Below are 26,489 nucleotides of genomic sequence, written 5' to 3' on the forward strand. Positions count from 1 at the left end.
ACCGGCACCCTAGTATTCGAATCGCCCGCACACCGGCGGCTTGGAGGGGACATGGGGACGGTCGCGGATCTCGGCCTTGCCGACCGACCGGTGCTCGTGCTGTCACCCCACCTGGACGATGCCTGGCTGAGTGCCGCCGCGGTCCTGCAGTCGGTGCGGTGCGAGGTGTGGACGGTCTTCGCCGGCATCCCGCAGCCGCCGCGCCGCACCCGCTGGGACGAGGCGTCCGGTTTCGCCGACTCCTCCGAGACGATGGCGGCGCGACTGGAGGAGGACTCGCGTGCCTTCGCCGGCACCGGCCTGATTGTGCGCCGGTTGCCCTATCTCGACGGCGCGTATGCCGACCGGGCTCACCGCCGGCGCGATCTTGCGGCCTTCCGGACCGAGCTGGCGGAGTGGCTCGCCACCAATCCGACGGGCGTTGTCGTGGCGCCAGCGGGGGCGGGCGTGCACGTGCAGCGTGCGGCCTGGGAGATCCTGCGCGAACGGTTCCGACCCAGCACCCCGGCCACGGATCCGGACGAATCTGCCTCTCCCCCAACGGATTCGGGCTCCCCGTCCGGGCTGCGAGGGCGAACCGTCGGAGCGATCCGATGGGCGATGCACGCCGACTACCAACGCCGGCGGCGCAAGGCCCAGCGAGCCGGCATGGCCGCCAATCCCGACCATCTGGACGTGCGCGACGCCGTGCTCGAGCTATGCACCCCCGGGCGGACCGTCGTCTGTTTCGAGGACCTGCCCTATCTGTGGCACGCCCGCGGCGCGCGCGAGATCGCCCGGCTAGCCCGGTCGCGCGGACTCACCGCCGAGGCGGTCGAGCTGCCCGTCGATGTCGCCGACAAGTTTCGCCACGTGCAGGCCTATGCCTCCCAGCTGCCCGCCCTCGATGAGCGCAACCGCCTGTCCCGCCGGGACGAATTCGCGCCGACCGAGACCTACTGGCTGGTGACCGGGGGCACGCCATGATCACTCCAGCGATCATCCCGGCCCGCGGTGGCTCGAAGGGCGTCCCTCGCAAAAACCTCAAGCCGCTCGGTGGCAAACCGCTGATCAGCTGGACCATCGAGCAAGTGCTGGCGACCGAGGGGCTGGTCCCCTATGTCTCGACCGAGGACGACGAAATCGCCGAGATTGCCGCGCACGCCGGCGCCCAGGTCATCCGCCGCCCCGACGATCTCGCCCAGGACACCACGGCCTCCGAGCCGGTGATCGGGCACGCGATCGCACAACTGCCGCAGCGCCCCGAGCGAGTGATGTTCCTGCAGGTCACCTCGCCGATCCGGTTGGAGGGGACGCTCGCCCGCATGCTGCGGGAGTTCGACGAGAGCGGCGTGGACTCGATGGTCGGCGTCGTGCCCGCCGAGATCTTCCTCTGGCAGAAGGAGCCCGAGGTGAGGCCGCTTTATCCCTACACCGCCCGTCCGCGCCGCCAGGACATGGCGCCGGACCAACTGCGCTACCGCGAGACCGGATCGGCATACCTCACCCGCACCGACATCTACGAACGCGAGCACAACCGGCTCGGCGGGCGGATCGGGCTGTTCGTGATGGATCCGGTCGAGGGTCTCGACATCGACACGGTCGAGGATTTCGCCCTGGCTGAGTTCCTGGTGCACCGGGGGCAACGATGACCAGCATCGAGCGCCAGGTCCGCCCGTTCACCGTCCACGGCGAGGACTCGATCCTCACGGCACTCACCAAGATCAACGACAACAAGGCCGGCATCGTCTTCTGCGTCGACGGGCACGGCATCCTGCAGGGCTCCTTCTCCGACGGCGACTTCCGGCGCTGGGTGACCACGCAATCGCCGATCGACCTCGACACCGCCGTCCTGGCTGCCGCCAACCGCAACCCGGTGAAGGTGGCCTTCGGTTCGGACACCGCGACAGTGCGAGCCGCCTTCCGGCCCGGCGTCGAGGTGGTGCCGCTGGTCGACGAGCGTGGCCATCTGGAGGCCATCGCTCGTCCGTCGACGCAGGAGATCCGGATCGGGCGGCATACGGTCGGTGACGGCCATCGCGCGCTGGTCATCGCCGAGATCGGCAACAACCACCAGGGCGATGTGGCGCTGGCCAAGCAACTCGTCGATCTGGCCAAGCGCGCCGGGGCGGACGCGGTGAAATTCCAGCTGCGCGACCTGAGCTCGCTCTACCGTCAGGGCGATGTGAGCGCGAGCGCCGGGGAGGACCTCGGCCCGCAATACACGATGAACCTGCTGGCGAAATACTCCTTCTCCCCCGAGCAAATGGTCGAGGTGCTGGACCACTGCCGGGCAGTCGATATCGACGCGTTCTGCACGCCCTGGGACGAGCCGTCGCTGCGGGTGCTGGCCGACTACGGCGTGCCCGCGCTGAAGATCGCGAGCGCCGACCTGACCAACCACCAATTGCTGCGGGCCTGCGCGGCCGAGCACCTGCCGCTGCTGGTCTCGACCGGTATGTCGACCGAGGACGAGATCGCCGCCAGCATCGAGGTGCTGCAACGCGCGGGAGCGCAATTCGTGCTGCTGCAATGCCAGTCGACCTATCCGGCGCCCTACAAGGATGTCCACCTGCGCTATATGGACCGGCTCGCCGAGCTGGGCTCCTGCCCGGTCGGATATTCCGGGCACGAGCGCGGCTTCCACGTGCCGGTCGCTGCCGTCGCCCGCGGCGCGCACGTCATCGAAAAGCATTTCACCATCGACAAGTCACTCGAAGGCAACGACCACCAGGTGTCGCTGCTGCCCGAGGAGTTCGCCGAGATGGTGCTGCGCATCCGCGATGTCGAGAGCGCCCTCGGCAGCGGCGAGGCCCGCACCGTGTCGACCGGCGAGCTGATGAACCGCGCCAATCTCGCCAAATCGCTGGTGGCCACCCGCGCGCTCGCCGAGGGCGACACCATCACGCGGGACGCCGTGGCGGTCAAGTCACCCGGTCGTGGCCTGCAGCCCAACCATCTGGAGGAGCTGCTCGGGCGGACGCTGCGTCGGCCGATCGCGGCCGGTGACTTCTTCTATCCGACCGATCTCACCGACACCGTCTCGCGGGGCCGCGCCTATGCCTTCCGCCGCCCGTGGGGTCTGCCGGTCCGTTACCACGACGCGCGGCGGCTGCTGGCCAATGGCGAGGCCAACCCCAACTTCCTGGAGTTCCACCTGTCCTACAAGGACGTCGAGATGGACGCCGACACCATCGGCCGCCTGCTCGGCGGCCGGTTCGAGGGGATCTTCCACACCGTGCACTGCCCCGATCTGTATGCCGGGGATTTCATCATCGACCTCGCCAGCGCCGACGACGCCACCTGGGAGCGCTCGATCGCCGAGGTGCAGCGGGTCATCGGCATCACCCGCGACCTCGGCCGATGGTTCGACACTCCACAGCCCCCGGTGGTCATCTGCACGATGGGCGGATTCACCCGCGACGCGTTCATCGCCCCCGAGGACCGGCCGGCGCGCTACGCCCGGGTCGCGCAGGCGCTCGAACGGATCGACGAGTCCGGGGTGCGACTCACCGCGCAGACGCTGCCGCCTTATCCGTGGCTGATGGGCGGCCAGCAGCACCACAACCTGTTCATGGCGCTCGACGACACCGTGGACTTCTGCGAGCAGCACGGCCGTCGCCTCACGCTCGACCTGTCGCACTCCAAGCTCGCCGCGAATTTCACCAAGCGCCCGTTCAGCGAGTATGTCGAGCGCCTGGCTCCCCTGGCCGAGCACCTGCACGTCGTCGACGCGGAGGGCGTCGACGGTGAGGGACCGCAGATCGGCGAAGGCGAAATCGATTGGCCCGCAACGGCTTTGCAGCTCGACCGACTCGCGCCGGGCGTCCCGTTCATCCCGGAGATCTGGCAGGGGCATGTCAACGACGGGGAAGGTTTCTGGACCGCGCTCGACCGGCTCGAGGCCTGGTTGTGAGCGTCCCGGTGGAAGATCGCGCACGTGGGCGCTTCGGTGAGCTGGACGCGCTGCGTGGCATCGCGGCGTGCGCGGTGGTCGCCTTTCATTACACGACCTTGTTCGACGAGTTCTTCCCCGGGCATCGACGATTTCCGGTGACCTTCCGGGCTGGCGCTCTCGGGGTCCAGCTGTTCTTCATGATCAGCGGGTTCGTCATCCTCATGACCGCGCGCCAGAAGCGCTCCGCGCGCGCCTTCGGCCTGGCCCGGGCCGTTCGCCTCTACCCGACGTACTGGGCCTGCGTCACCGTGACGCTGCTCGTCACCTCTGCGACCGGTGTCAGCGTGCTGGGTCAACCGGCCGACGTGGTCGCCGTGAACTACACGATGCTGCAGAGCTTCCTTCGGGTGCGCGACCTGGACGGCGCGTACTGGTCGCTCGCCCGGGAGATCACGTTCTACCTGATCGTCGCGGCCGCACTCGTGGTCATGCGCGGACGCCTGACCTCGCGCGTCACGACCCGCATCGCCGTGGTCTGGACCCTCTTCGGACTTGCTTTGTGCACGCTGTCCTGGATGCGTCCCGGCAACGTGACTCACTTGCTGGTCAGCGCGACGGCCAGCCAGTATGCGCCGCTGTTCAGCTTCGGCATGGTGATGTATGAAATGCGACTGGGACAACGACGGGGCCTGCTGCTCCCGGCCTTCCTCGCGCTGGCGGCCACCGCGACCCAGGGGCTAATCGAGGGCTGGCGGCTTGCGCCTGTCGTGTTCCTGCTGACGCTCGCCTTCGCGGCCGTCACCCTGACCAACCGCTTCGCCTGGCTGAACACCCGGGTCCTGCTGTGGCTGGGGGCCGTGAGCTACCCGCTCTATCTGCTCCATCAGAACATCGGGTACGCGATCATCGTCCGCACCGATGAACGGCTCGGCCCCTATGGGTCCCGGTTGATCGCGTTCGCGGTGGTGCTCGCACTTGCCTGGGGAGTGCACGAAGTGATCGAGCGACGCCTGACCCGGGCCATCAGCGTCCGGCTCCGGGCTCGACCAGCTCCACCTCATGCCCCAAGCGCCGGCGGGGAGCCGACCAATGCCTGACCCGGTGGTGCTGTGGGTCGCGCCGGTCGCCAACCTCGCCAGGGTGGCGCGCCACATCCTCGACGTCGCCCGGGTCGGCCTGCCCGGCTGGCGGCTGGTGGTGACCGCTCCTGAGGGGCCGTTGCTCGACGAGTTGCGGGGTCTGGACTGCCCGGTGATCCCGCTCGATGTCGATGGCCAGTCGGTCCGGCATACCGTGGCCGACTTGCGACGGACGGTGACGACGCTGCGCCCGCAGGTGGTCCACTCCCATCTGGCCAAGGCGGACTTCCTCGCGGCGATGGCCACCACGGGGTTGCCGACGACGCTCGTCTCGACCGAGCACCACATCCCCGAAGACCCGCTGATCTTCCACGGCACCCGGGCCAAGGCGGTCACCCGGCAGGTCGCCCACCGGGTGCGCATCCGCCGGTTCGCCCACCTCATCGCGGTCAGCGAGTCGACCGCGCGCGATATGCGCCGGCACTGGCAGCCCAGCACGCCAATCTCGGTGGTGCGCAACGGAATCGACCGCCTCCCGCGCGCTCCGCGCGGGTCCGGATTGCGGATCTTGTCGCTCGCCCGGTTGTCGCCGGAGAAGAACATCGACCAGACCTTGGCGGTCTTCGCGCGGTTGGTGCAGGAGCACCCGGACGCGTCGCTGACCATCGCCGGTGACGGACCCGAGGGCCCTCGGTTGCACGCTCTGGCATCGGAGCTCGGGGTCACCGACCGGGTCTCCTTCCCGGGGCATGTCGACCCGGTCGAGGCGATGCAGTCACATGACGTGCTGCTGCAGCCCTCCCGCGCCGACAACCTGTCCTACACCTTGCTCGATGCGGTCAATCACGGCATGGGCGTGGTCGCGAGCGACATCGGCGGCAACGGCGAGATCCTGCCGCCGCACTGCCTTGCCCCGGTGACCGACACCGACCGGATGGTTGCGGCCACACTGGAGCAGGGCACCGACCCGAGCGCTCGGCCGGCCGTGCCCGAGGCGATCCCGACGGTCACGCAGATGACCGAAAAGATCGTCGCGGTCTACCGGATGAGCGGCGCGGGAGCGGCACCACCCACGGTGACCATCGCGGCCAACCAAGGCGAGATCGGTGGAGGTGAGGTGATGCTCCTGCGCATCGCACAGGCGCTCCGCGCACTCGGCCACCAGCCCGTGGTCGCGGCACCGGCCCAGCCCGCGGGCACGGCGCGGCTGCTGCGAGACGAGCACTTCGACGTTGTGGAGATTCCTGGCACCTCGGCCCGGTCCTATCTGGCCAACCTGCGCCGCTGGGACCGGCGCTGTCGCCGGGGCGCGTTGTGGTGCAACGGATTACGCCCCGCACTCGCCACAGCCGGACATCCCCGCAGGGTGGTCCACCTGCACCAGATCCCGACCGGCAAGCTCGTCGCGGCCGCGCGCACTGCCCGGGCCGGCACGATCGCGACCGTGGTGCCCTCGCATTTCGTCGCCGACCGGATATCCGGCAGCACCGCGCTGTGGAACTGGACGGCCGAGTTGCCATCAGCAGCCCCTCGGGAGGCACGAGCCGAGGGTGATCCGCACCGACCGATGGTGCTGGGTTATCTGGGGCGGCTGTCCACCGACAAGGGTGTCGCCGTGCTCGGTGAGGCGCTGCAGCAGCTGCACGCAGCCGAACCCGACGCCTACCGGCTGGTGCTCGCGGGAGAGTCACGGTTCGTGGACTCACGGGACGCCGCGAAGGTGCACGCATCGCTCGCGCCGGTGGCCCACCTGGTGGACCAGCGAGGCTGGATCGACCGGGAGGAGTTCTTCTCGGCCATTGATCTGGCCATCTTCCCCTCCACCTGGGACGAGCCCTTCGGACTCGTCGTCGCCGAGGCGATGGCGGCACGCTGCCCCTTCGTCATCAGTGACGCCGGCGCGCTGCCGGAAGTCGCGGGCCACACCTACCCGTGGATCGCGCGTGCCGGTGACCCTCGCTCGCTCGCCACGATGATCGCGCGCGCCTCGAGGGCGTCCTGGCCGCAGCGGGTCGAGGCGTCATACGGCCGCTGGCTCGCCGAGTTCTCCCCCGACGCCGGTCGGGACCGGTTCGCTCGACTGCTGCACGACCTCGGCATCAGCGACGCACAGGAGGGCCCATGAAGGCTTCGGTGGTGGTGCCGACCTATCGGGGCGCAGCACGACTTCCTCGGCTGATCGAGGCGCTGAGCCGCCAGGATCACGACGACTGGGAAGCCGTCATCGTCATCGACGGAGCGGTCGACGACAGTGCCGCCATCGTCCAGGGGTATGCCGGGCTGCCGCTGCGGACGGTGGTCTTCCCGGACAACCGGGGCCGAGTCGCTGCCCTCAACGCCGGCTTCGAGCGTGCGAGCGGACAGGTGTTGATCCGCTGCGATGACGACCTCGAGCCGGATCCGTCATACCTCAGCAGGCATGTCCGCCAGCACGCCAGCGCATCGGGGCCGATCGGGGTGGTCGGGCTGGTCCGCAACCAGCTGGCGGCCACGGCATACGCGCGGGTCTATGGCAACCACGCGGACGAGCTGCACCGGGCCGCCGCCTACCGCGCGGGCGCGCAGGACCGCTGGCGATTCTGGGCCGGCAACTGCTCCATCTCCCGGTCGACCTGGGAGCAGGTCGGACCGTATGACGTGCGCTATCGCGCCTACGGCTGGGAGGACATCGACTATGGCTACCGCCTGCACCAGCACGGCGTGCCGATCGTGCTCGATCCCTCGCTCGAGATCAGCCACCACGCGGCGGCCACCACGACCCTCAGCCGCGCGCGACGAGCCTTCCTGTCCGGGCAGGCGCGACATCTCTTCGACGACATTCACGGCCCCGGCACCTCGGGCCCGAGCGACCTGCGGGTGACGAGCGCGTGGACCGCGGTGGTCAGCGGGTTGTCCCGCGGCCTGGACTACCGGCGAACCGAAGCGCTGAGCCGACGAATCGATGCGGCGATCGAGCACCTGCCCACCCCGGTCGCGCGCAAGGCGGTCGCCGCGGTCGTCGAGGCCGCGGCCGTCGCCGGATACGCCCGCGGATCCGGGGTGACCGATGACCTCTGAGGCCGCGGCCCGGGACCTTCCGGCGTGGCCGGAGCGCTGTCGGCGGGTCCTGCTGATCGCTCCCCGTCATCCCGAGATCAGCGGCGGGTCGACCTTCGTGCGCAATTTCACGCTCGCGCTCCGCCGCGCCGGCGTCGAGGTGCAGATCGTCTCGATCTGGCCGGGCGATGCGGCGCTGGGTCACGCCGATCTCACCGTTTTCACCGACGAGGGCCTGCACCGGGGACCGGTCTTCCGCGGCACGACCGGGGTCGCTGCGCGCACGCGCGGGCTCGCCCGGCTGGTCCGCAAGCGAGGAGACCGGCGGCGCAGCCTGACGCGCCTGCGCCGCTTGGTGGAAGGACTCGACCAGTCGACGGCCGTGGTGTTCACCCATGTCTCATCCCGTATGACGCTCGATGCGTCCGGCTACCGCAGGAGCCCGGACGGCCCGTTGTTCATCGGTCAGCACCACTCGCAGTTCTCCAGTCCTGATCTCCACCTGCCGCGCGGCCGGCTTCGACGGGATCTTCCTGGACGATGTCGTCTGCGAGTGGTCGCACCCGAGCACCGGCTTCCCGGTGAATTTCACCGGCGGATCGGTGTGGAATGCCGAGATCGCGTGGGCCAAAGCCGTTGCGCCGCAACTGCAGGCGGCCGGTCTCACGGTCCTGGCCAACACCTCCTTCAACGGCAACTGGCCGAGCATCATCGACACCTGGACGACCTACTTCAACGGCCTGTCGATCGAGCACTACGCCAAGCCGGGCGACTACTCCTCCTCGCAGTGGCCGCTCTATGGCGGCGGCGACTGGGAGTGGCGCCGCCAGCAGGTCGCGCGCATCGAAGCCCGTGGTCGCCAGGCCGTCGGCATCACCTGGGGTGACCCGACCGACTACAAGACCCAGCGCTACCACCGCGCGACCTTCCTCATGCAAAGCGGCTGCAAGAGCGGCGGCGCGTCGATCTACATCCCCTCCAATGTCGCCGGCACCTCCAACCTGCCGGTCGCCTGCACCAACCTCGGCCGGCCGCTCACCGCGCCCAAGCTGCTGTCCAATGGCGTGTGGGTGCGTGAGTTCGACAACGGCTGGGTGGCGGTCAACCCGACGTCCAGCAGCCAGTCGACCGGCAACTCGGTCAACCAGACCGGCCGCACGGTCTCGCCTTGCACGGTCGGACCGTGCGACTCCATGATGACCATGTGGTGACCAGCGACCGACCAACGCGGCCATGTACGACCTGGCGGTGATCGGAGCCCTGCAAAAGACCCGCAGGGTTCAGGTCGCCACCTGGTCGTCGTGCCCGCTCATCGACATCGTGATCGAATCCGGCCGACGCGATCCCGCCGGATGCCGTCGCTATGTCACCGGCTCAACGTCATGGCTCACCAGCCACCGCGACGGGGCACCCGTCATCCTCGGCATGAGCGCAGCCGAACTGTCGAACCCGCGGACCGCCCTCATCGATCCGGCGACCGGCGAGCGAGCGACCAGCGCTGCAGAGAAGGCGAAGGTGTGGACAGCCGGCCTCCGACGGACAGTCCTGGCATTGTCCGCCGCCGGACACCCCGTCTACGTGGTGCAAATCGCTCCCCACTTCCCGGTCACCCCCTATGAGGACTGGTGGAACCCTGCTGACTGCCCAAACTGGAAGCTGCGCACCTCCCTCAGCACCTGCGCGCCGAGCATCAGCCGCGCACAGGCTGACCGGGACCAACGACTTCTTCTCGATGCCCAGGCCAACGCACTGCAAGGGACACCGGCGCGACTCATCGTGGTCAGGGACGCTCTCTGTCCCAACGCGCGCTGCGCCGTGAACCAGGACACGGAGTGGATCTACCGCGACGGCGTCCACATCACCCAGGCCGAGAGCTGGCGGCTGCGGACACTCTTCGCCCGAGCCCTCACGCAGCCGACCTCCTGAACAGGCCGCAAGAAGTCTGATGCAGTCTGGCCGAGGATGCGGGCGGTGACGCGGACGGTCTGCAGGCCCTGGCGGTGATGATCTCGCGATCGGCCCGCGGGTGCAGAACTGCTACCCTTGGGTATGGCCACCATCCCGCAGAAGCAGTTGCGCAACGATGTCAGCGATGTCCTGCGTCGCGTCGAGGCTGGAGAAACGTTGACGGTGACGGTTGCCGGCCGCCCGGTGGCGGAGTTGAGCCCGGCCCAACGGCGACGCTGGGTTGCCGGGCCGGCACTCGATGCCGTCTGGCACGGCCTGGCCCCGCGCACGTTGAGCGACGACCTGGCCAAGCTGCAGGCGGGTGTGGTCGACCCCTTCGAGCAGTGAAAGCCATCCTCGACACCTCGGTGCTCATCGGTGACGATGCGCCGACCGGCGTGGAGGCTGGGATCAGCGTCGTGTCGATCACGGAACTGCACTTCGGTGTGCTGGTGGCTCGAGATGACGACGAGCGCGCCCGCCGGGTGCAGCGGCTGGCAGCCGTGGAGGCGACCTTCGATCCGTTGCCCGTCAGCGCCGAAGTGGCCCGCATTTGGGGTCGCCTGGCCGCCGCGGTCACCCAGCGAGGTGGGAATCCACGCCGCCGTCAGCTGGACCTGGCCATCGCGGCGACCGCCATCGCCGAAGAAGCGCCGCTGCTCACCCATAACCTGGCCGACTTCGAGATCATCAACGACCTCGTCACCGCGCATCGCCCGTGAGCAACCTGCGGGAACTGTCGCTGGAGGGCCTCGCTCCTGCGTGACCGGTGTGCGAACGCGGGTTTCTGAGCGGTCTCGTGACGCGTTGAGGCCCCCGGCATATGAGCACCGGGGGCCTCAACGGCTGGAACGATTCAGCGTCAGCCGGTGAAGACCTCGCGGTCCCAGAACCGCAGCGCGGCGCAGGTCTCGAGGAAGGTCGTGACGTCCTTCGCCGCGCCCACCTTGACGAAGCCGTCGTCCGGCTCTACCCCGGTGGCGTCGAAGAGCGGCTGGGCGCTCTCGGCATACGCGACGAACTTGAAGTGGTTGAAGGCGTCGTTGACGAAGTCCTTGGCGGCCGGGTGCTTGGCCAGCTGCGCGACGGACTCCTCCCCCGGCACCAGCGCGACAGCGTCGAAGAGCACCGACGGGCCACCGGCGATGGCGTCCTCGGCCTCCAGCAGCGTGCCGTCGGACAGCTTCGCCCCACCGGCCTTCGGCGCGACGACGCTCACCAGCACGCCCGCCTTGTTGGCGGTCGTCTGGATCGCCTTGACCAGCTTGGCGTCCGCGCCGTCGCTGATCAGCAGGCCGATCTTGCGGCCCGCGAAGGACTCCGGCAGGTATGCCGTCATCGACAGCTTCGGCGACGGGTCGAGGTCGGTGCGGACCTTCGCGGCCGGCTTCGACGCCTTGGGCAGGTCCAGGCCGAGCCCGTCGGCGATCGTCGCGGCGAGCTGCTCGTCGACATTGCGCAGGTTGGCGAGCACGCGGCTGCGGATGTCGGGCGAGACGACCTTGCCCAGCTCGAAGGTGTAGCCGTCGATGATGTGCTGCTGCTCCACCTCGCTCTGGCTGATCCAGAACTGCCGCGCCTGGCTGTAGTGGTCGGCGAAGGACTCCGCCCGCACGCGACGCGTCGGGCCGGCTTCCTCCCGCGCCACCGTGCGGTAGCCCTGCTCGGCATCGGCACGCGGGCCGCGGTTGGCCCCGGCATACGAATTGGGCTCGTAGTTGGCGGTGCCGGAGTGCTGCGCCATCTGCATGTGACCGTCGCGCTGGAAGTGCGCGACCGGGCAGCGGGGTGCGTTCACCGGGATCTGGGTGAAATTGGTGCTGCCGAGCCGCTTCAGCTGGGTGTCCAGATAGGAGAAGTTGCGGCCCTGCAGCAGCGGGTCGTTGGTGAAGTCGATGCCCGGCACGACGTTGCCGGTGCAGAACGCCACCTGCTCGGTCTCGTCGAAGACATTGTCGACGACCCGGTTGAGCGTCATCCGCCCGATCGTGCGGATCGGCACCAGCTCCTCCGGCACGACCTTGGTCGGGTCGAGGATGTCGAAGTCGAAGGAGTCGGCGAACTCGTCGTCGAACAACTGCACGCCGAGGTCCCACTGCGGGAAGTCACCGGACTGGATCGCATCCCACAGGTCCCGGCGGTGGAAGTCGGGGTCGGCACCGTTGATCTTGACCGCTTCGTTCCACACCACCGACTGCACGCCCTGCACCGGCGTCCAGTGGAACTTCACGTAGGTCGAGCCACCCTCGGCGTTGACGAACCGGAAGGTGTGCACGCCGAAGCCCTGCATGAACCGCAGCGACCGCGGGATCGCCCGGTCCGACATCTGCCACAACGTCATGTGCGTGGCCTCGGGCATGAGCGACACGAAATCCCAGAAGGTGTCGTGCGCCGACTGCGCCTGCGGCCAGCCCTTGTCCTGCTCCTCCTTCACCGAGTGAACGAGGTCGGGGAACTTGATCGCGTCCTGGATGAAGAAGACCGGGATGTTGTTGCCGACCAGGTCCCAGTTGCCCTCGTCGGTGTAGAACTTCACCGCGAAACCGCGCACATCGCGGGCGAGGTCCGGCGAACCCAGGTTGCCCGCCACGGTCGAGAACCGCACGAAGGTCTCGGTCTGCTTGCCCTTCTCGGCGAACAGGCCGGCCTGGGTGATCTCCGGGATCGGGTCGGTGCACTCGAAGACGCCGTGCGCGCCGTAACCGCGGGCGTGCACCACCCGCTCCGGGATGCGCTCGTGGTCGAAGTGGAAGATCTTCTCGCGCATCGCGAAGTCTTCCAGCAGGGTCGGGCCGCGGTCGCCCACCTTGAGGCTGTTCTGGTCGTCCGACATGGGGACGCCCTGCGCGGTGGTCATCACCTGGCCTTCGCTCGGGCTCTGGTGCAGTTCACCGCCGTTGCCGTAGCTGACGTCGCCGACCTCGGTGGGTTCGGGCGTCTTGGACGGGGCGCGCTCTGGAGCCTTGGCCGACTTTTTCGGAGTGGTTTCAGAGGTCATGGGCACACCGTATGGCAGCGGCCCCGCTCGCCCCACCACCCACAGGTGCGAAATTCTTTCGCCGCCACCGGGCACCATTGGGTATGCCGAGTGCCGCGCCTCCCAGCCCGGCCAACCGTCAGATGAGCCTGGCCTTCGCACGGGCTACTCTAAACTTCTACTCTCACATTTCGTTCGAGTAGCTGCTCACGCGATGAGCCCGGCGCCGACCGTCACCCCGGTGGCCTCGTCGATCAGGATGAACGAGCCGGTGGTGCGATTGTCGGCATACGAGTCGGTGACGATCGGCTGCGACAAGCGCAAGGTGACCTGACCGATTTCGTTGAGCCCCAACGATTCTGGCGAGCCGAGCGGTTCGAGGGTGTTGACGTCGAGCTGGGTGGCGAGCGCTCCGACCACGGCCCGGCCGGTGCGCGTCGTGTGCTTGAACGCGAGCTTCTGCCCGGTGCGCAGCGGGGCGGACGCCATCCAGCACACCGTGGCCTCGACCGCGCGCGTCACCTCCGGCGCGGCCTCGACCGCGCAGATCACGTCGCCGCGGGAGATGTCGATGTCGTCCTCGAGCCGCAGGGTCACCGAGAGCCCGTCGGGCGCCGTCTCCAGCGTGCGGTCGAACAGGTCGATGCCGGCGATGCGCGAGCGCTGGCCGCTCGGCAGGACGACCACCTCGTCGCCCGGCGCGAAGGCACCTCCGGTAACGCGGCCGGCATACCCGCGATAGTCGTGATGCTCCTGCGACTTGGGCCGGATGACGTACTGCACAGGCAGCCGCGCGGCGACCCGGGAGCGGCGGCGCACCTCGACCGTCTCGAGATAGTCCAGCAGCGCCGGCCCCTCGTACCACGGCATGTGCTGCGAGCGCTCGACGACGTTGTCGCCGCGCAGTGCGGACACCGGGATCACGCTGATGCCCGGCACGTCGAGCTTGGCCGCGAACGCGGTGAACTCCTCGTCGATCCGGTCGAAGACGGCCTGGTCGTAATCGACGAGGTCCATCTTGTTGACCGCCAGCACGATGTGCGGCACACCGAGCAGCGACAGCAACACCGCGTGCCGCCGGGACTGCTCGGACAGCCCGCGCCGCGCGTCGACGAGCACCAGCCCGAGGTCGGCGGTCGAGGCGCCGGTGACCATGTTGCGGGTGTACTCCACGTGCCCCGGGGTGTCGGCGATGATGAACTTGCGCCGCGGCGTCGCGAAATAGCGATAGGCCACGTCGATCGTGATGCCCTGCTCCCGCTCCGAGCGCAACCCGTCAGTCAGCAGCGCCAAGTCGGTGTAGTCGTATCCCTTTGAGCGAGAAGTGGATTCGACCGCTTCGAGCTGGTCTTCGAAGATCGCCTTGGAGTCCAGCAGCAGCCGCCCGATGAGCGTCGACTTGCCGTCGTCGACCGAGCCGGCGGTGGCGAAACGCAACAGGTCCATTTAGAAGTAACCCTCCTTCTTGCGGTCCTCCATGGCGGCCTCGGAGAACCGGTCATCGCCGCGGGTCGCGCCGCGCTCGGTCACCCGCGCCACCGCCACCTCCTGCACGATCTGGTCGTATGACGAGGCCGTGCTCTCGAGGCATCCGGTGAGGGTCAGATCGCCCACGGTGCGGAAGCGGACCTCACGCTCGGTGACGACCTCCCCGTCGCGCAGCGGGTTGTGCGGCGACTCCGACAGCAACATCCCGTCGCGCTCGAAAACCCTTCTGCGGTGGGCGAAATAGATCGACGGGATCTCCACCTGCTCGCGCGCGAGGTAGTGCCAGATGTCCAGCTCGGTCCAGTTGGACAGCGGGAAGACGCGCATGTGCTCGCCGGGGTGGATGCGGCCGTTGTAGAGCGACCACAGCTCGGGCCGTTGGTTCTTGGGGTCCCACTGGCCGAAGTCGTCGCGGTGGGAGTAGATGCGCTCCTTGGCCCGGGCCTTCTCCTCGTCGCGGCGGCCGCCACCGAAGGCCGCGGTGAACCCGTGCTCCTCGATGGCGTGCAGCAGCGTGCCGATCTGCAGCCGGTTGCGGCTGGTGCGCCCGTCGTCGACCACGACGCCATCGGCGATGGCCTGCTCGACCGACGCGACAATGAGGCGCGCACCGAGCCGCTCGACCCAGTTGTCGCGCGTCTGCAGCACCTCCGGGAAGTCGTAACCCGTGTCGACCTGCAGCAGCGGGAACGGGATGCGCGCCGGGTGAAAAGCCTTCTGCGCCAAGCGAAGCATCGTGATGGAGTCCTTGCCGCCGGAGAAGAGCAGCACCGGCCGCTCGAACTCGGCCGCGACCTCACGCAGGATGTGAATCGACTCAGCCTCCAGCAGATCAAGCTCGCTGAGCCGCTGCTGGTCGAGCTGGTCCGGCTGGTCCTGCGCGTCGTTGACGGCGTCGGCGGCGCGTGCCTCGATGCTCAACGTCTCACTCCTTGGTGCCCGGTGGCATTGCTAAAACTCGTCGTTATGTTATCGGTAAGGATGCCTGCGGCGACTGACGTCCATATGGCAGACCCCGAACGACGAAAGAGGTATGCCGGTGACCCTCGCGACCACCACCGTGCGGCTCGACGCCGACGCGCTGGACGAGCTGATGCTCGTGCGCGACGGACTGCTGCCGGTGACCGAGGTGGAATTGCCGCAGCTGGTGGAGGGTGCGCAGTTCGTCGACCTCGAAGGGGTGGTCGTCGCGACCGTCGAGGCTGGCGAATTGCGTTGGGGCACAGACGATTCCCGCGCGTTCGCAGGGCTGTATGGCTCGTCGCTGGTTGAGGAAGGGCGCGAGGAACGAGCGACCGCCTCGAAACCCGACGAGCCCAGTGGTTTCGACGCGGGGCTCGCAAGCTCGCCCCTTGCTCAACCACCGAAATCTTCCGCAAGCTCGCCCCTTGCTCAACCACCGAGATCTTCCGCGTCGAAACCTGGGGTCTGGGTCGAGCACGCCGCGGACCACCTCGCCGAGCACGCACCCCGCGACGCCGTGCTGCTGGTGCCCACCTCCCCCAGCCACGACCTGTCGCACCGCGCAGCCGCGGCCCTGCGATCCGCGCTCACCGCCGCAGCGACCCGCCCCGACCTCACCGTCGCCGCCGTGCCGGTCAACCTCGAGACCCATCCGCAGCGCCGCCGAGCCATCGAAGCGGCATACGGCATCGGCGAGACGATCACGCTTGACGGAAAGCCAAGCAGCACAGGCACTTTCGTGCTGTTCACCGGTCTGTCGGGTTCGGGCAAGTCGACCCTCGCCCGCGGCGTGCGCGAGGCCCTCACCGCGCGCGGCGAAACCGTCACCCTGCTCGACGGTGACGTGGTGCGGCGCGAACTGTCCGCCGGCCTCGGCTTCTCCCCGCAGGACCGCGACACCAATGTCCGGCGGATCGGCTGGGTCGGCGCGCAGATCGCGGCCCACGGCGGCTTCGTGCTCGCCTGCCCGATTGCGCCGTATGACGCGACGCGACGGGATGTGCGCCGCACGGTGGAGCGCGCCGGGGCCCGGCTGGTGCTGGTGCACGTGGCCACCCCGCTCACCGAATGCGAGCGCCGCGACCGCAAGGGGCTCTACGCTCGTGCCCGCCGCGGCGAGATCCCCGACTTCACCGGCATCTCCGCCCCCTACGAGGCGCCGCTGGATGCCGATCTCGTCATCGACACCACCGGGCTGGCCGACGAGGACGCGGTCGCGACGGTGCTGCGCGCGCTGCCCGACTGAGGGTTATCCACAAGCGCCACAGCGGGATTCGGTCCGGTCCCGCAATCCTGGGGCGTATGACGAAGAGCTCAGCTGCGCAGCGCGCGGATGACCGGGCCGATCACCGCGTCGATCTCGTCCGCCATCCGCTCGAAGGCCGCGTCGCCACGACGGAATGGGTCAGGTATGTCGGCCGACTCCTCGCTGCGCGGATGCACGAGCGAGCGCCGCCGGGCAGCGCCACTGACGACGAGCGCGACCTCCGACATACCGGGCTCGTCGAGGAAGGACGGGGCCGGCACGCCCGGCGCCATCTCCCGCACCAGGTCGCTGAAGTCGGTCAGGGCGAAGGTCCGGCGCAGACCGGCCGGCTCGATCCGCACGACCTCGGCCCGATGGTCGCGAGTCGCGCACAACACCAGATCGGCCGCGGCGATCATCGCCGGCGTCAACTGCCGAGCCCGGAAGCCCGAGCCGTCGATGCCGTGGCGATCGCGCAGCCGCACCAGCGACCCCTCCTCCATCGGGCGGTCGACGAGCGCGGTGGTGCCGGCGCTGGCCACCTGCACCCCGCTGCCGCGCAGCGCGTCCTGCAACAGCAGGTCGATATAGGGGGACCGGCAGACATTGCCGCTGCACACGATGAGGATCGTTCCGGTCGTCGCCACGCCCGCACGATAGCCGCCCGCACCGGTGAGTTCGGTCACCCCCTCCCCCGGGGTGAGCCGTCATCCTGACCGAATCTTGACCATGTGAGCAGCGCCATAGCCCACCTTGGCTTGGAACGTTCAAATTACCGTTGATACTGATCACGCCCCGGTTTTGCAGGGAACTGCAGACCTGGGTGGCAAGCTCCCGGTGGGCGAACGGCATACCGCACGGCGCGCTCAGCTTGCAGGGACCTTTACCGTTCCTTTACAGTAACCAAAACGTAAGTTAGGTCGCAGCCGCGGGGACAGACGACCATCCGACACCCACACACCCAGGGGAGCTCAGCACGATGGTCACCATTCAGACGACCGCGACGCGACTTCGGTCTCGGCGCGGCGCCCGTCAGATGCGCGCGCAGCTGACCATCACCACCCTCGTCATCGACGCCCTCGTCGGTCTCCTCGTCGCCGGCGCCGTCAGCCAGTTCGAGAGCGACCGGTTCGGCCTGAGCCACGACTGGCGCCCGATCTCCTGGTTCGTCGTCTGGTTCGCCGCCGCCGCCACGATCGGCATCGGCCGCTCGCTGCGCGGCATGCACGGCACCGGCACGCTGATCAGCGCAGCCATCGCGCTCATCGGCTGCACGCTGGTCGACGCGATCGACCGCCGGCCGCACGGTGAGCTCGGCGCGCTGATGCTCGTCGCCACCCTGAGCGTCGTGCACTACGCGACATTCATCCTCGCCTCGCGACGCTTCCCTGAGCGCACCCTGCGCATCGTCGCCGAGCCGACCCCCGGCCAGCCGTGCGAGACGCCGATGGACCCCAGCGTCGTGTCCCTGGTCACCACCGCGCCGTCGCTGGACTCCTCGGCCACCACCGAGCTGGTCGAGCAGGTGCGTCGTGAGGTGGACCGCTCGCTCGCCACCGCGGTCGAGGTGGAGCCCGACGTGCGGCTCAGCTCCGACGCCGTCCAGCACCTGGCCTGGGCGCTGCGCGACGAGCGCATCCCGCTGCGGTTCCTGGTTGCCACCGGCCAGCTGCGCTCGACCCGCACCCGTGCGCTCACCCATGGCGGCACCGCCGCCCTCGAGGTCGCCGAGCCGACCCCGGGCCTGCGCAGCAATGTCGCCAAGCGCGTCTTCGATGTGCTCGGCTCGATCTGGCTGATCATCGCCTTCGCGCCGCTGCTGGCCGTCGTCGCCATCCTGGTCAAGACCACCTCGCGCGGCCCGGTCATCTACCGCCAGACCCGCGTCGGCCGCAACGGCGAGGACTTCGAGATCTTCAAGTTCCGCTCGATGAAGGAGGACGCCGACAGCGAGCTGCAGGCGCTCCTCGCCGCCCAGGGCACCGACGGCACTCCCCTGTTCAAGCCCGAGGACGACCCGCGGATCACCCCGCTCGGCCGCTTCATCCGCCGCTACTCGATCGACGAGCTGCCCCAGCTGTTCAACGCGCTCGGTGGTTCGATGAGCCTGGTCGGCCCGCGCCCGCAGCGGCGCGCCGAGGTCGCGCTCTACGACTCGACCGACTACCACCGGCTCGGGGTGCGCCCCGGCCTGACCGGCCTGTGGCAGGTCTCCGGCCGTTCGCGCCTCAGCTGGGAGCAGGCCGTCGCCCTCGACGTCGACTACGCCCACAACTGGACGGTCTGGCTGGACATCAAGATCATCGCGCGCACGATCAAGGCCGTCCTGATGGGCGACGGCGCGCGCTGAACCCCCTCGCGTATGCCGCCCTCGCGGCGGATGCCGCCCCGAAGCCCGTTGACGCCGAGCGTCAGCGGGCTTCGGCTTTTGCGGCCAGGTCGGGCCGGGTTCCGGCCAGGTCCAGCCAGGCCCTAGCGGCCGCGACGATCGGGCTCGGCGTCAGGGGCTTCGGCGATCACCACCGGCCGCACCCGCTGCGCGTTGAGCGCCGCGGCCCGCGCCTGCCCGGACACCGGGGCCGGCTTGGTGGTGACGCGCAGCGGAATGCCCGGCAGCAGGTGGACGAACGCTCGGTCGAGTTCACGGCCGGGCACGGTGACATCGGCATACGCGAGGGCGGTGTCGGTCTCCAGCTCGACCGCGTCGCGCAACACCCGGATGGTGAGCCGGGCGATCTCGACCGGCGGCAACGGCTGCAACAGGTGGATCACCTCATCGACCCCGGCGACTTCGGCACGCACCGCGGCATAGGGGCTGTCGCCGCCGAAACCGGCCCGCCACGCCCCGTTGAGATCGCGGAAGGCACCCAGCTCGGCCTCGATGTTGACCACGAGCGACCCGCGCGGTGCCACCTCGACCGCGCGCTGCGCGCTCTCCAACTCCGTGCCGTCGGCGCGCAGCACGCTCAGGGTCAGCACGCCGGCGAGCGGCCTCGGCCCGTCGTGGTGCACGTGCAGGTCGAGGCCGTCCAAGCCCTCGTCGACGATCTGCAGGGAGGTCGAGCCCAGCGCCCGCGCCATGGCATACCAGCCGGCCTTGCGGGCGCCGTCGACGGTGAGCACGCCATATCCCGGACCGGGGACGACATCGCGCGCCGAGAGCACGATCGCACCCTTGGTGACCGAGGCGGTCCGACGCCATTCGGCGAGAGTGCGACGAATCACCTCGAAGGCCGTCACCCGCAGCCGGTGCAGCCGGCCACATTGGTAGCTCGGGAAGAGCTCGTTCGCGTAGTGCTCGGTGACCTCGAGGAAGGTCCAGTCCGCGCCCGTGTCGCGCGCGTCGCCGGCCGTCCACACCGGGTCACCGAAGGGATCGGGACCCCAGGATTCGCGCACGACGTATGCCGGAGGTGGGCACCCGAGCGCCAGGCATTCGGCCGCGAAGCGCACGCCGGAGGTGCGTGCCTCGGACAGCGGACGCCGGTATCCCCCGACGCCGAACCAGTGGCTGAGGCCGCGCCGGGCACTGGTGGCGAGCGCACCTCCCCGTGAACCAGCTACTTGGGGCACACCGCTGCACGGCGAGGACGGCACGACCACGCAGCCCGGTGCCAGGGCGGTCACCCGTCCCACCAACTCATACAGCCCCGGCAGCTCGCGCCGCTCGGCCGAGAGTCCGGACAGCACCGGCTGCTGCAGCGTCTCGGTGCCGCCACTGATCACCGCCAGGCTGGGATGGGCGGCTCCGCGGGAGATATTGGCCTCGACCTCCTCGTGCAGCGTCTGGGTCCACCGTTCGTCGGCGAAGGGGGGATCGAAGGTGGCGAGCATGAGGTCCTGCCAGACCAGCAGGCCGAGGTCGTCGCAGGCGGTGAGGAACTCGTCGTCGGCATACCAGGAAGTCCCCGGCACCCGCACCACATTGGCCCCGGCGTCGCGCAAGGCGACCAGCGCCTCGCGACGCAGCACCGGCACCTCGGGGTCGCCCACCGGCTCGACCGGTGTCCACACCGCACCCCGAGCGAAGATCTCAATTCCGTTGACCTGCAACGCAAATCCGCCATCGGTGTGATCCGCGGCGATATGCCGGAAGCCCACCTGACGCTCGTGCACGAGCACACCGTCGACTTCGAGCCGCAGCGGATAGGTCACCGGTTCGCCGTGGGTGTGCGGCCACCACGGCCGCACCGCGCCCACGTCGAGCTCGATGGTGGCCGGGCCGTCGACCGGCAACGAGGTTGCCGCCCCGGCGCAGGTGAGGTGCACCTCCCCCGGTCGCTCGCAGACAAGCTCCAGGGTCAGCAGACCCGACCCGCTGGCCCATTCGGTGCACAAGGACGCGATCCGCACCGGCGGGGTCGGTTGCAAGGTCACCGGTCGCCAGAGGCCGACGATCGGGCTGCTGCCCTGACCCGGCATGTGACCCTGCAGGCTGGTGCGATGCCAGCGCAGCGCGTTGTCCGGCACGAGGGAGCTGCGCCAGCGAGCACGCGGTCGGCTCGGCACCGGCTCGGCCCGCAACGACCGGATGTGCACCACCAGCGACACGGTCCGTCCCCCGGTGAGCACGACGCGCAGCGGGGTGAACGCCGACCGGCCGGAGGCCACGAGTTCGCCATCGGCATAGACCTCGGCGTAGGTCGCGGCGCCGGCCAGCTCGAGCGTCCACGAGCCCTCGGCAAGGGTCGTCCTGGTGCGATACCACCAGTCCACCTCGTCCGCGTCACCCTCGAATCCCGCTGCGTCACAAAGGCTTTGCGGCACCGGGACGGCATTCCATCCCTTGTCGGGCAAGGTGCCCAGCTCGTAGTCGCCGGGTTGGCACCAGATGACCTGCCACGCCAGCCGGATCGGTGAGGTCACCGCAGAGCCGCTCCGAGCCGGTCGATTCCCGTCGACCACGCGGTGTCGTATGCCGTCGCCAGCGCCTCCACGTCGACGCTCCGTCCGCGGGCCACCCGGGTGAGTTTCAGCTGCGCCTGCTGGGCCCGGCCACTGGCCTCCTCGAAGGCGCTGGCCGCCTCCCTGCTGGCCACCGGGTCAGCGCCGCGCTCCCCGAACCACGAGGCGAGCGCGCCGGCCAGGTGGGCCGCGAAACCGGCCGGCCGGGTGGTCGCGAACGCGAAGCGGTGGAAGAAGGGCATCCCCTCCCGCGCCATCCGCTCACCATGCCGATCGACCCACTGGGGCAGCGATCCCAAGGGAGCGGCAGTGCTGTCGGCGAGCTGCCGTACGGCAACCGCACGCGCCGCCTCGGCGAGCTCATCACTCGAAAGTCGTTGCAGCCCAGACAGATCCACGCGTTCAACATAGGGCAGCGGCACCCAGGTGGACGCCTCCCCCGTCAGCGCGTCGGACCGGAAGATCGCGGCGAAGTCGTCATCGCACAACTGACCCTGCACGTTGTTGTGCAGATAGGTCATCACCTGCGCGTCGGGGTCCAGCTCGACCGGCACGATGGAGGACTTCAGATGCTCGGTGCGATAGGACGTGCCGGCGGTGTCGGGCAGGTAGAACGAATCGGCCTCGACCACCAGCAGGTGGCCCGCCTCGGCCTGGGTCACCACGTGCTCCAGCAACGACACCCACAACGGGTGCTCGCCATACCGGATGCCGTAGAGCTCGCGCAGATCCCGCTCGTCGGTCTTGACGAAGGTCAGCTGGTCGTCGTCGGCGGACAACGCCAGCACCGGCGCCAGCGCCGGCACCGGGTCCAGACCCAGCCCGTGCAGCACGCTGATCCACACATCCAGATAGCAGTCGGTCTGCGGCCAGGGCCCCGACGGATCGTGCAACGGGTGCCGGCGGAAGTCCCCTGCGAGCGGGGTGCGGACGCGCGTCATGACAACCGCAAAGCCACCCGCACCTCGTCGGGCCATCGACCCGGATCGAAGCCGTGCGTCGCAGCCAGCGCGAGCGCGGTGCGCTCCAGGCCCATGCCGTAACACGCGCTGTGCGCGGGCTGACCGTCCGGTGTGGTCATCGCGAAGTCCACGCCGAAATGGTCCTCGTGATAGTTCGCCGAGCCGATCGCGACCTCATGCCCCGGCACCGGCTCGACCACGAACTCGAACTTCAGCTGTTCGTCGCGCTGGTTGTTGGCGAGCATCGCGCCCTGCCGCCCGAAGAAGGGATCGTTGGCCGCCGCGTCGTGCACCTGCAGCCCGAGCGAGCGATAGAGCGCAAGGCCGGCGGACCGCCATACCCGCTGGTGCTCGCGCGCCTGCGCGGGCGTGCCGAGCACGACGACTTCGCGCATGCGGAAGGACACCCGGCGGAAGGGATCCTCGGACGGCTCGTTGCGGAAGCAGTCGCCGGTCAGGGTGTATGCCGTCCCGGTCACCTGGGTGCCCCGCAGCCAGGCGTAAAGCGGGTGGCAGGCCGAGGGCACCAGCCCGAAGCCGGAGCGACCGAAGTCGTGGTCCCAGGCCTCGCCCTCGGGCACCCGGCGACGCGCCGAAGCATCGCGCGGCAGGCCGTGCACCACGCCGATCAGCTGGGGGAAGGAGGTGTGATAGCCGGTCTGTTCGAGCAGCTGCTGACCGGTGACCGGCGCGAAGCGCACCCGCTGCACCGGCCGGCCGGCCTGCGCGCTCACGTCGTCGATCGCCGCCACCAGACCGGCGACGACCCGCTCCAGCGGATCGCCGGTGCCGGCGACCAGCCCGTCGCGGTCGACCAGCAGCCAGCCGCGCTCGACCAGCTCGGCGCGGAAGTCGGCCAGCGCGCTCATGCCTGGCCCCGCATCAGCAGTTCGAGCCCGGCATTGGTCGACAGGATGCGGTCGTTGTTGACCATCACCAGCGGCGCCATCGCGTCGCGGTAGGGCCGCCCGATGCTGAACGGCGTGCCGTTGACATAGCCGGCGATCCCGACGATCACCATCGCCTTGCTGACGCAATCGAGCAGGTGTTGGGAGGCTCCGACCTTGAGGGTGTTCATCGCAACGGTGAAGCCGACCGAGCGGTCGGCGGCCTCGCTGGTCTCGGTCTCGTAGCGGCGCAGCGCGCCGTCGATCAGCCCGCCCATCGACTGCAGCGCGACCTCGAGTTCGGCCAGGCGCAGCGCACCCGGGGGGGTCGAGCCGGGCGAGCGGCGGGCGGCCTTCTGCACGAAGGAGCGGGCCTTGGCGGCCGCACCGCGCGCGATCCCGTGCCACGCGCTCGCCCACAGGATGTGCGCGCCGGGCACCATCGTGACGGTGTGGATGTCGCCATAGGGGGTCGGGAAGACCGCGTCGGCGGGCACCTCGGCCTGCAGCTGGAAACCGTGCGAGCAGGTGCCGCGCATGCCCAGGGCGTTCCAGGTGGTGGTGCGCTCCAGGGTGGTCTCGTCCTTGCGTGACGCGACCAACGACTGGTCGTTGGCCTCGGCGTCGGGGCTGCGGCGGGCGGTCGAGAAGATCACGTCCGCTTCCTCGCCATACGAGATGACCGGCGCGGTCTTGGTGAGCGTCGCGCGGTCACCGGACACCTCCACCGCACACGACGAACTCGCATGTGCCCCACCGAGATTGATCTCGGTCGTGCACGAGGCGATGAGCAGTCCGCGCTCGGCGACATCGCGGCGCAGCGCGCGCAGGGTGTCGGTGTCACCGTGCTTGACCAGGATCTCCAGCTGGCTGTGGTGCATCGCGAGCACCATCGCGGTCGACGAGCAGGACGCGCCGACCGCGCGCACCACCTCCGCGACCTCCCGCAGGCTGAGGCCGAGCCCACCCTCCTCGACCGGGATCAGCGCGGCCAGGAAGCCGGAGTCGCGCGCGACGGCGATCGCCTCGGCGGGGAACCGGTTGTCGGCATCGACCGCGTCGGCGTGCTCGGCGGCCACCGTGGCGATCTGGCCAACCTGCGCGGTGCGCTCCGCCGCGTCCACACTCATAACGTTGCCTCGTCGCCCTGGATCTGTTGCACCGCGTCGGCGATCGAGGCGATCGAGGTGAAGGTCTTCTTGGTGAGCAGCGCATCGGGGAACTCGATGTCGAAGGCATCCTCGACGCCGAGCATCACATTCACGCTCGCATGCGAGGTCATGCCCGCCTCGAACAGATTGGCGTCGCGCGCCAAATCGCCTGCCGGCCCGACCAGTCGAGCCTGCTCGTCGAGCACCTCGATGATCGTCGCGTCGACCGTGTCCTGCGCCATCCCCAATCCTTCCCCGTGCCCGACAGTGTCGACCGCATTCGCCGGGTCGCGGCGGCCGCCGAGCGCCACGGCATACGCCGCCTGCTCGGTGACCGAGAGGCTGACCCGCACGGGCGCCGCACCGAGGTGCGGGGCGGTGACGATCAACCCGGACCGGGTCTGCTCGACCACCACCCGCGACCACGCGACCGGCGTCGCGGCGGTGACACCCCAGGCCTTGATCGCCGCCTCCTTGGCCGCGAACCGCCCTGCGATGTACCGCACCTGACGCGACCGGTCCCGCAGGTCACGACGTTCGTGCGGAGCGAGCACCCGGTCGACATACCTCTGTCCGAATCGCGCGTATGCCCGCGCGACATCGTCCAGCGCCTCTATGTCGATGCCGAGTTCCACGCTGCCTACATCCGACTCCGCCCTACCGATCATCGGTGAGGCGAACCCTTCCCCGACGAATGTGTCGGGCTGATGCTACTTCAGGCAGCGTTCAGGCTGGGCAGGTTCAGCCGTGCGCACCCATCGCCTTCTGCAGATTGGCGTCGATCGCGCTCAGGAATTCCTCGGTGGTGAGGTAGGGCTGGTCCGGGCCGATGAGCAGCGCGAGGTCCTTGGTCATCTGCCCCTCCTCGACGGTCTTGATGCAGACCTGCTCGAGGGTCTCGGCGAATTTGGTCACCTCGGGCGTCTCGTCGAGCTCGCCGCGCTTGGCCAGGCCACGCGTCCACGCGAAGATCGAGGCGATCGGGTTGGTCGACGTCGCCTTGCCCTGCTGGTGCTGGCGGTAGTGGCGGGTGACGGTGCCGTGCGCCGCCTCCGCCTCCACGGTCTTGCCGTCCGGGGTCATCAGCACGCTGGTCATCAGGCCGAGCGAGCCGAAACCCTGCGCGACGATGTCGGACTGGACGTCGCCGTCGTAGTTCTTGCAGGCCCAGACATAACCGCCCTCCCACTTCAGCGCCGCCGCGACCATGTCGTCGATCAGGCGGTGTTCGTAGGTGATGCCGAGCGCGTCGAACTTGTCCTTGAACTCGGTGTCGAAGATGCGCTGGAAGATGTCCTTGAACTGGCCGTCGTAGGCCTTGAGGATGGTGTTCTTGGTGGACAGATAGACCGGCACCTCGCGCTGCAGGCCGTAGTTGAAGGACGCCCGCGCGAAGTCCTCGATGGACTTGTTGAAGTTGTACATGCCCATCGCGACACCACCGTCGTCGCCGAATTCGGCGACCTCCAGCTCCAGCGGCTGCGAGCCGTCGGCCGGGGTGTAGCTGATCGTGACCTTGCCCGCACCGGGCACCTTGAAGTTCTGCGCCTTGTACTGGTCGCCGTGCGCGTGCCGGCCGATGATGATCGGCTTGGTCCAGCCCGGCACCAGCCGCGGGATGTTGCTGATGATGATCGGCTCGCGGAAGATCACGCCACCCAGGATGTTGCGGATCGTGCCGTTGGGGCTGCGCCACATCTCCTTGAGCCCGAACTCCTCGACCCGCGCCTCATCCGGGGTGATGGTCGCGCACTTGACGCCGACGCCGTGCTCCTTGATGGCGTTGGCCGCATCGACGGTGACCTGGTCGTCGGTCGCGTCGCGGTTTTCGATCCCGAGGTCGTAGTACTTCAGGTCGACGTCGAGATAAGGATGGATCAGCCGGTCCTTGATGAACTGCCAGATGATGCGCGTCATCTCGTCCCCGTCGAGTTCGACGACGGGGTTCTTGACCTTGATCTTCTCCATGGG

The 26,489-nt window shown here is 69.1% G+C and carries 22 protein-coding genes; 12 read left to right on the forward strand and 10 right to left on the reverse strand.

Annotated elements, in window-relative coordinates:
- Positions 1-51 precede the first annotated feature (51 nt).
- The 10 genes from G9U51_RS12360 to G9U51_RS12405 all read left to right on the forward strand — a co-directional run bounded on the left by G9U51_RS12360 (position 52) and on the right by G9U51_RS12405 (position 10,661).
- Complete coding sequence (locus tag G9U51_RS12360; protein WP_166197240.1) at positions 52-966, forward strand: PIG-L family deacetylase; 915 nt, start codon at positions 52-54, stop codon at positions 964-966.
- A complete protein-coding gene (locus G9U51_RS12365) occupies positions 963-1,631 on the forward strand; it encodes an acylneuraminate cytidylyltransferase family protein (protein WP_166197241.1) in 669 nt (222 codons plus the stop codon). Before G9U51_RS12360 ends, G9U51_RS12365 begins: the two co-directional genes overlap by 4 nt.
- A complete protein-coding gene (locus G9U51_RS12370) occupies positions 1,628-3,895 on the forward strand; it encodes an N-acetylneuraminate synthase family protein (protein WP_166197242.1) in 2,268 nt (755 codons plus the stop codon). The genes G9U51_RS12365 and G9U51_RS12370 overlap by 4 nt, the downstream gene beginning before the upstream one ends.
- On the forward strand, positions 3,892-4,974 hold the full coding sequence (locus G9U51_RS12375; protein ID WP_166197243.1) for an acyltransferase family protein: 1,083 nt from the start codon (positions 3,892-3,894) through the stop codon (positions 4,972-4,974). The genes G9U51_RS12370 and G9U51_RS12375 overlap by 4 nt, the downstream gene beginning before the upstream one ends.
- On the forward strand, positions 4,967-7,081 hold the full coding sequence (locus tag G9U51_RS12380; protein ID WP_166197244.1) for a glycosyltransferase family 4 protein: 2,115 nt from the start codon (positions 4,967-4,969) through the stop codon (positions 7,079-7,081). Before G9U51_RS12375 ends, G9U51_RS12380 begins: the two co-directional genes overlap by 8 nt.
- A complete protein-coding gene (locus G9U51_RS12385; protein WP_166197245.1) occupies positions 7,078-8,013 on the forward strand; it encodes a glycosyltransferase family 2 protein in 936 nt (311 codons plus the stop codon). The genes G9U51_RS12380 and G9U51_RS12385 overlap by 4 nt, the downstream gene beginning before the upstream one ends.
- 398 nt (positions 8,014-8,411) lie before the next feature.
- Positions 8,412-9,203 (forward strand): putative glycoside hydrolase, encoded by a 792-nt coding sequence (locus tag G9U51_RS12390; protein ID WP_166197246.1) that lies wholly within the window; start codon positions 8,412-8,414, stop codon positions 9,201-9,203.
- Between the two features lie 22 nt (positions 9,204-9,225).
- The gene (locus G9U51_RS12395) at positions 9,226-9,918 is read left to right on the forward strand and encodes an SGNH hydrolase domain-containing protein (protein ID WP_166197247.1); all 693 of its coding nucleotides are present in this window, start codon (positions 9,226-9,228) and stop codon (positions 9,916-9,918) included.
- Between the two features lie 123 nt (positions 9,919-10,041).
- Complete coding sequence (locus G9U51_RS12400; protein WP_166197248.1) at positions 10,042-10,287, forward strand: type II toxin-antitoxin system Phd/YefM family antitoxin; 246 nt, start codon at positions 10,042-10,044, stop codon at positions 10,285-10,287.
- Positions 10,284-10,661, forward strand: coding sequence for a PIN domain-containing protein (locus G9U51_RS12405; RefSeq protein WP_166197249.1), 378 nt, complete (start codon positions 10,284-10,286; stop codon positions 10,659-10,661). Before G9U51_RS12400 ends, G9U51_RS12405 begins: the two co-directional genes overlap by 4 nt.
- 140 nt (positions 10,662-10,801) lie before the next feature.
- On the opposite strand, the gene G9U51_RS12410 is transcribed toward G9U51_RS12405, so the two are convergent.
- The 3 genes from G9U51_RS12410 to cysD all read right to left on the reverse strand — a co-directional run bounded on the left by G9U51_RS12410 (position 10,802) and on the right by cysD (position 15,325).
- A complete protein-coding gene (locus tag G9U51_RS12410) occupies positions 10,802-12,937 on the reverse strand; it encodes a catalase (protein WP_166197250.1) in 2,136 nt (711 codons plus the stop codon).
- A 186-nt stretch (positions 12,938-13,123) separates the two neighbouring features.
- Entirely contained in the window at positions 13,124-14,362 is a 1,239-nt protein-coding gene (locus G9U51_RS12415) for a sulfate adenylyltransferase subunit 1 (RefSeq protein WP_166197251.1), read from the reverse strand.
- Complete coding sequence (gene cysD / locus G9U51_RS12420; protein ID WP_207948278.1) at positions 14,363-15,325, reverse strand: sulfate adenylyltransferase subunit CysD; 963 nt, start codon at positions 15,323-15,325, stop codon at positions 14,363-14,365.
- A gap of 112 nt (positions 15,326-15,437) precedes the next feature.
- Between cysD and cysC the strand changes: the two genes are divergently transcribed.
- Entirely contained in the window at positions 15,438-16,613 is a 1,176-nt protein-coding gene (gene cysC / locus G9U51_RS12425) for an adenylyl-sulfate kinase (RefSeq protein ID WP_166197252.1), read from the forward strand.
- Positions 16,614-16,681: 68 nt separating this feature from the next.
- On the opposite strand, the gene G9U51_RS12430 is transcribed toward cysC, so the two are convergent.
- Complete coding sequence (locus tag G9U51_RS12430; RefSeq protein WP_166197253.1) at positions 16,682-17,260, reverse strand: arsenate reductase/protein-tyrosine-phosphatase family protein; 579 nt, start codon at positions 17,258-17,260, stop codon at positions 16,682-16,684.
- A 332-nt stretch (positions 17,261-17,592) separates the two neighbouring features.
- On the opposite strand from G9U51_RS12430, the gene G9U51_RS12435 reads away from it, so the two are divergent.
- Complete coding sequence (locus G9U51_RS12435) at positions 17,593-18,963, forward strand: exopolysaccharide biosynthesis polyprenyl glycosylphosphotransferase (RefSeq protein WP_235946060.1); 1,371 nt, start codon at positions 17,593-17,595, stop codon at positions 18,961-18,963.
- 122 nt (positions 18,964-19,085) lie between these two features.
- Here the strand turns inward: G9U51_RS12435 and G9U51_RS12440 are convergent, their stop codons facing one another.
- From G9U51_RS12440 to G9U51_RS12465, 6 genes are all read right to left on the reverse strand, one after another.
- A complete protein-coding gene (locus G9U51_RS12440; RefSeq protein ID WP_166197254.1) occupies positions 19,086-21,479 on the reverse strand; it encodes a glycoside hydrolase family 2 protein in 2,394 nt (797 codons plus the stop codon).
- Entirely contained in the window at positions 21,476-22,459 is a 984-nt protein-coding gene (locus tag G9U51_RS12445; RefSeq protein WP_166197255.1) for a DUF1839 family protein, read from the reverse strand. The genes G9U51_RS12440 and G9U51_RS12445 overlap by 4 nt, the downstream gene beginning before the upstream one ends.
- The gene (locus tag G9U51_RS12450; RefSeq protein WP_166197256.1) at positions 22,456-23,349 is read right to left on the reverse strand and encodes a class-II aminoacyl-tRNA synthetase family protein; all 894 of its coding nucleotides are present in this window, start codon (positions 23,347-23,349) and stop codon (positions 22,456-22,458) included. The genes G9U51_RS12445 and G9U51_RS12450 overlap by 4 nt, the downstream gene beginning before the upstream one ends.
- Entirely contained in the window at positions 23,346-24,497 is a 1,152-nt protein-coding gene (locus G9U51_RS12455; RefSeq protein ID WP_166197257.1) for an acyl-CoA dehydrogenase family protein, read from the reverse strand. Before G9U51_RS12455 ends, G9U51_RS12450 begins: the two co-directional genes overlap by 4 nt.
- A complete protein-coding gene (locus tag G9U51_RS12460) occupies positions 24,494-25,186 on the reverse strand; it encodes an acyl carrier protein (protein WP_166197258.1) in 693 nt (230 codons plus the stop codon). Before G9U51_RS12460 ends, G9U51_RS12455 begins: the two co-directional genes overlap by 4 nt.
- A 73-nt stretch (positions 25,187-25,259) precedes the next feature.
- Entirely contained in the window at positions 25,260-26,486 is a 1,227-nt protein-coding gene (locus G9U51_RS12465; RefSeq protein WP_166197259.1) for an NADP-dependent isocitrate dehydrogenase, read from the reverse strand.
- Positions 26,487-26,489: the final 3 nt, after the last annotated feature.

The sequence above is a fragment of the Metallococcus carri genome (assembly GCF_011440275.1).
Classification (GTDB): Bacteria; Actinomycetota; Actinomycetes; order Actinomycetales; family Dermatophilaceae; genus Metallococcus; species Metallococcus carri.

What these genes read in the sequence shown, in the direction of transcription:
- G9U51_RS12390 (WP_166197246.1), top strand. Translation starts at nt 8,412, where the DNA reads ATGCGTCCGGCTACCGCAGGAGCCCGGACGGCCCGTTGTTCATCGGTC.
- G9U51_RS12455 (WP_166197257.1), bottom strand. Translation starts at nt 24,497, where the DNA reads ATGAGTGTGGACGCGGCGGAGCGCACCGCGCAGGTTGGCCAGATCGCC.
- G9U51_RS12410 (WP_166197250.1), bottom strand. Translation starts at nt 12,937, where the DNA reads ATGACCTCTGAAACCACTCCGAAAAAGTCGGCCAAGGCTCCAGAGCGC.
- G9U51_RS12380 (WP_166197244.1), top strand. Translation starts at nt 4,967, where the DNA reads ATGCCTGACCCGGTGGTGCTGTGGGTCGCGCCGGTCGCCAACCTCGCC.
- G9U51_RS12365 (WP_166197241.1), top strand. Translation starts at nt 963, where the DNA reads ATGATCACTCCAGCGATCATCCCGGCCCGCGGTGGCTCGAAGGGCGTC.
- G9U51_RS12450 (WP_166197256.1), bottom strand. Translation starts at nt 23,349, where the DNA reads ATGAGCGCGCTGGCCGACTTCCGCGCCGAGCTGGTCGAGCGCGGCTGG.
- G9U51_RS12400 (WP_166197248.1), top strand. Translation starts at nt 10,042, where the DNA reads ATGGCCACCATCCCGCAGAAGCAGTTGCGCAACGATGTCAGCGATGTC.
- G9U51_RS12395 (WP_166197247.1), top strand. Translation starts at nt 9,226, where the DNA reads ATGTACGACCTGGCGGTGATCGGAGCCCTGCAAAAGACCCGCAGGGTT.
- G9U51_RS12460 (WP_166197258.1), bottom strand. Translation starts at nt 25,186, where the DNA reads ATGATCGGTAGGGCGGAGTCGGATGTAGGCAGCGTGGAACTCGGCATC.
- G9U51_RS12360 (WP_166197240.1), top strand. Translation starts at nt 52, where the DNA reads ATGGGGACGGTCGCGGATCTCGGCCTTGCCGACCGACCGGTGCTCGTG.
- G9U51_RS12415 (WP_166197251.1), bottom strand. Translation starts at nt 14,362, where the DNA reads ATGGACCTGTTGCGTTTCGCCACCGCCGGCTCGGTCGACGACGGCAAG.
- G9U51_RS12465 (WP_166197259.1), bottom strand. Translation starts at nt 26,486, where the DNA reads ATGGAGAAGATCAAGGTCAAGAACCCCGTCGTCGAACTCGACGGGGAC.
- cysC (WP_166197252.1), top strand. Translation starts at nt 15,438, where the DNA reads ATGCCGGTGACCCTCGCGACCACCACCGTGCGGCTCGACGCCGACGCG.
- G9U51_RS12370 (WP_166197242.1), top strand. Translation starts at nt 1,628, where the DNA reads ATGACCAGCATCGAGCGCCAGGTCCGCCCGTTCACCGTCCACGGCGAG.
- G9U51_RS12435 (WP_235946060.1), top strand. Translation starts at nt 17,593, where the DNA reads ATGGTCACCATTCAGACGACCGCGACGCGACTTCGGTCTCGGCGCGGC.
- G9U51_RS12385 (WP_166197245.1), top strand. Translation starts at nt 7,078, where the DNA reads ATGAAGGCTTCGGTGGTGGTGCCGACCTATCGGGGCGCAGCACGACTT.
- G9U51_RS12445 (WP_166197255.1), bottom strand. Translation starts at nt 22,459, where the DNA reads ATGACGCGCGTCCGCACCCCGCTCGCAGGGGACTTCCGCCGGCACCCG.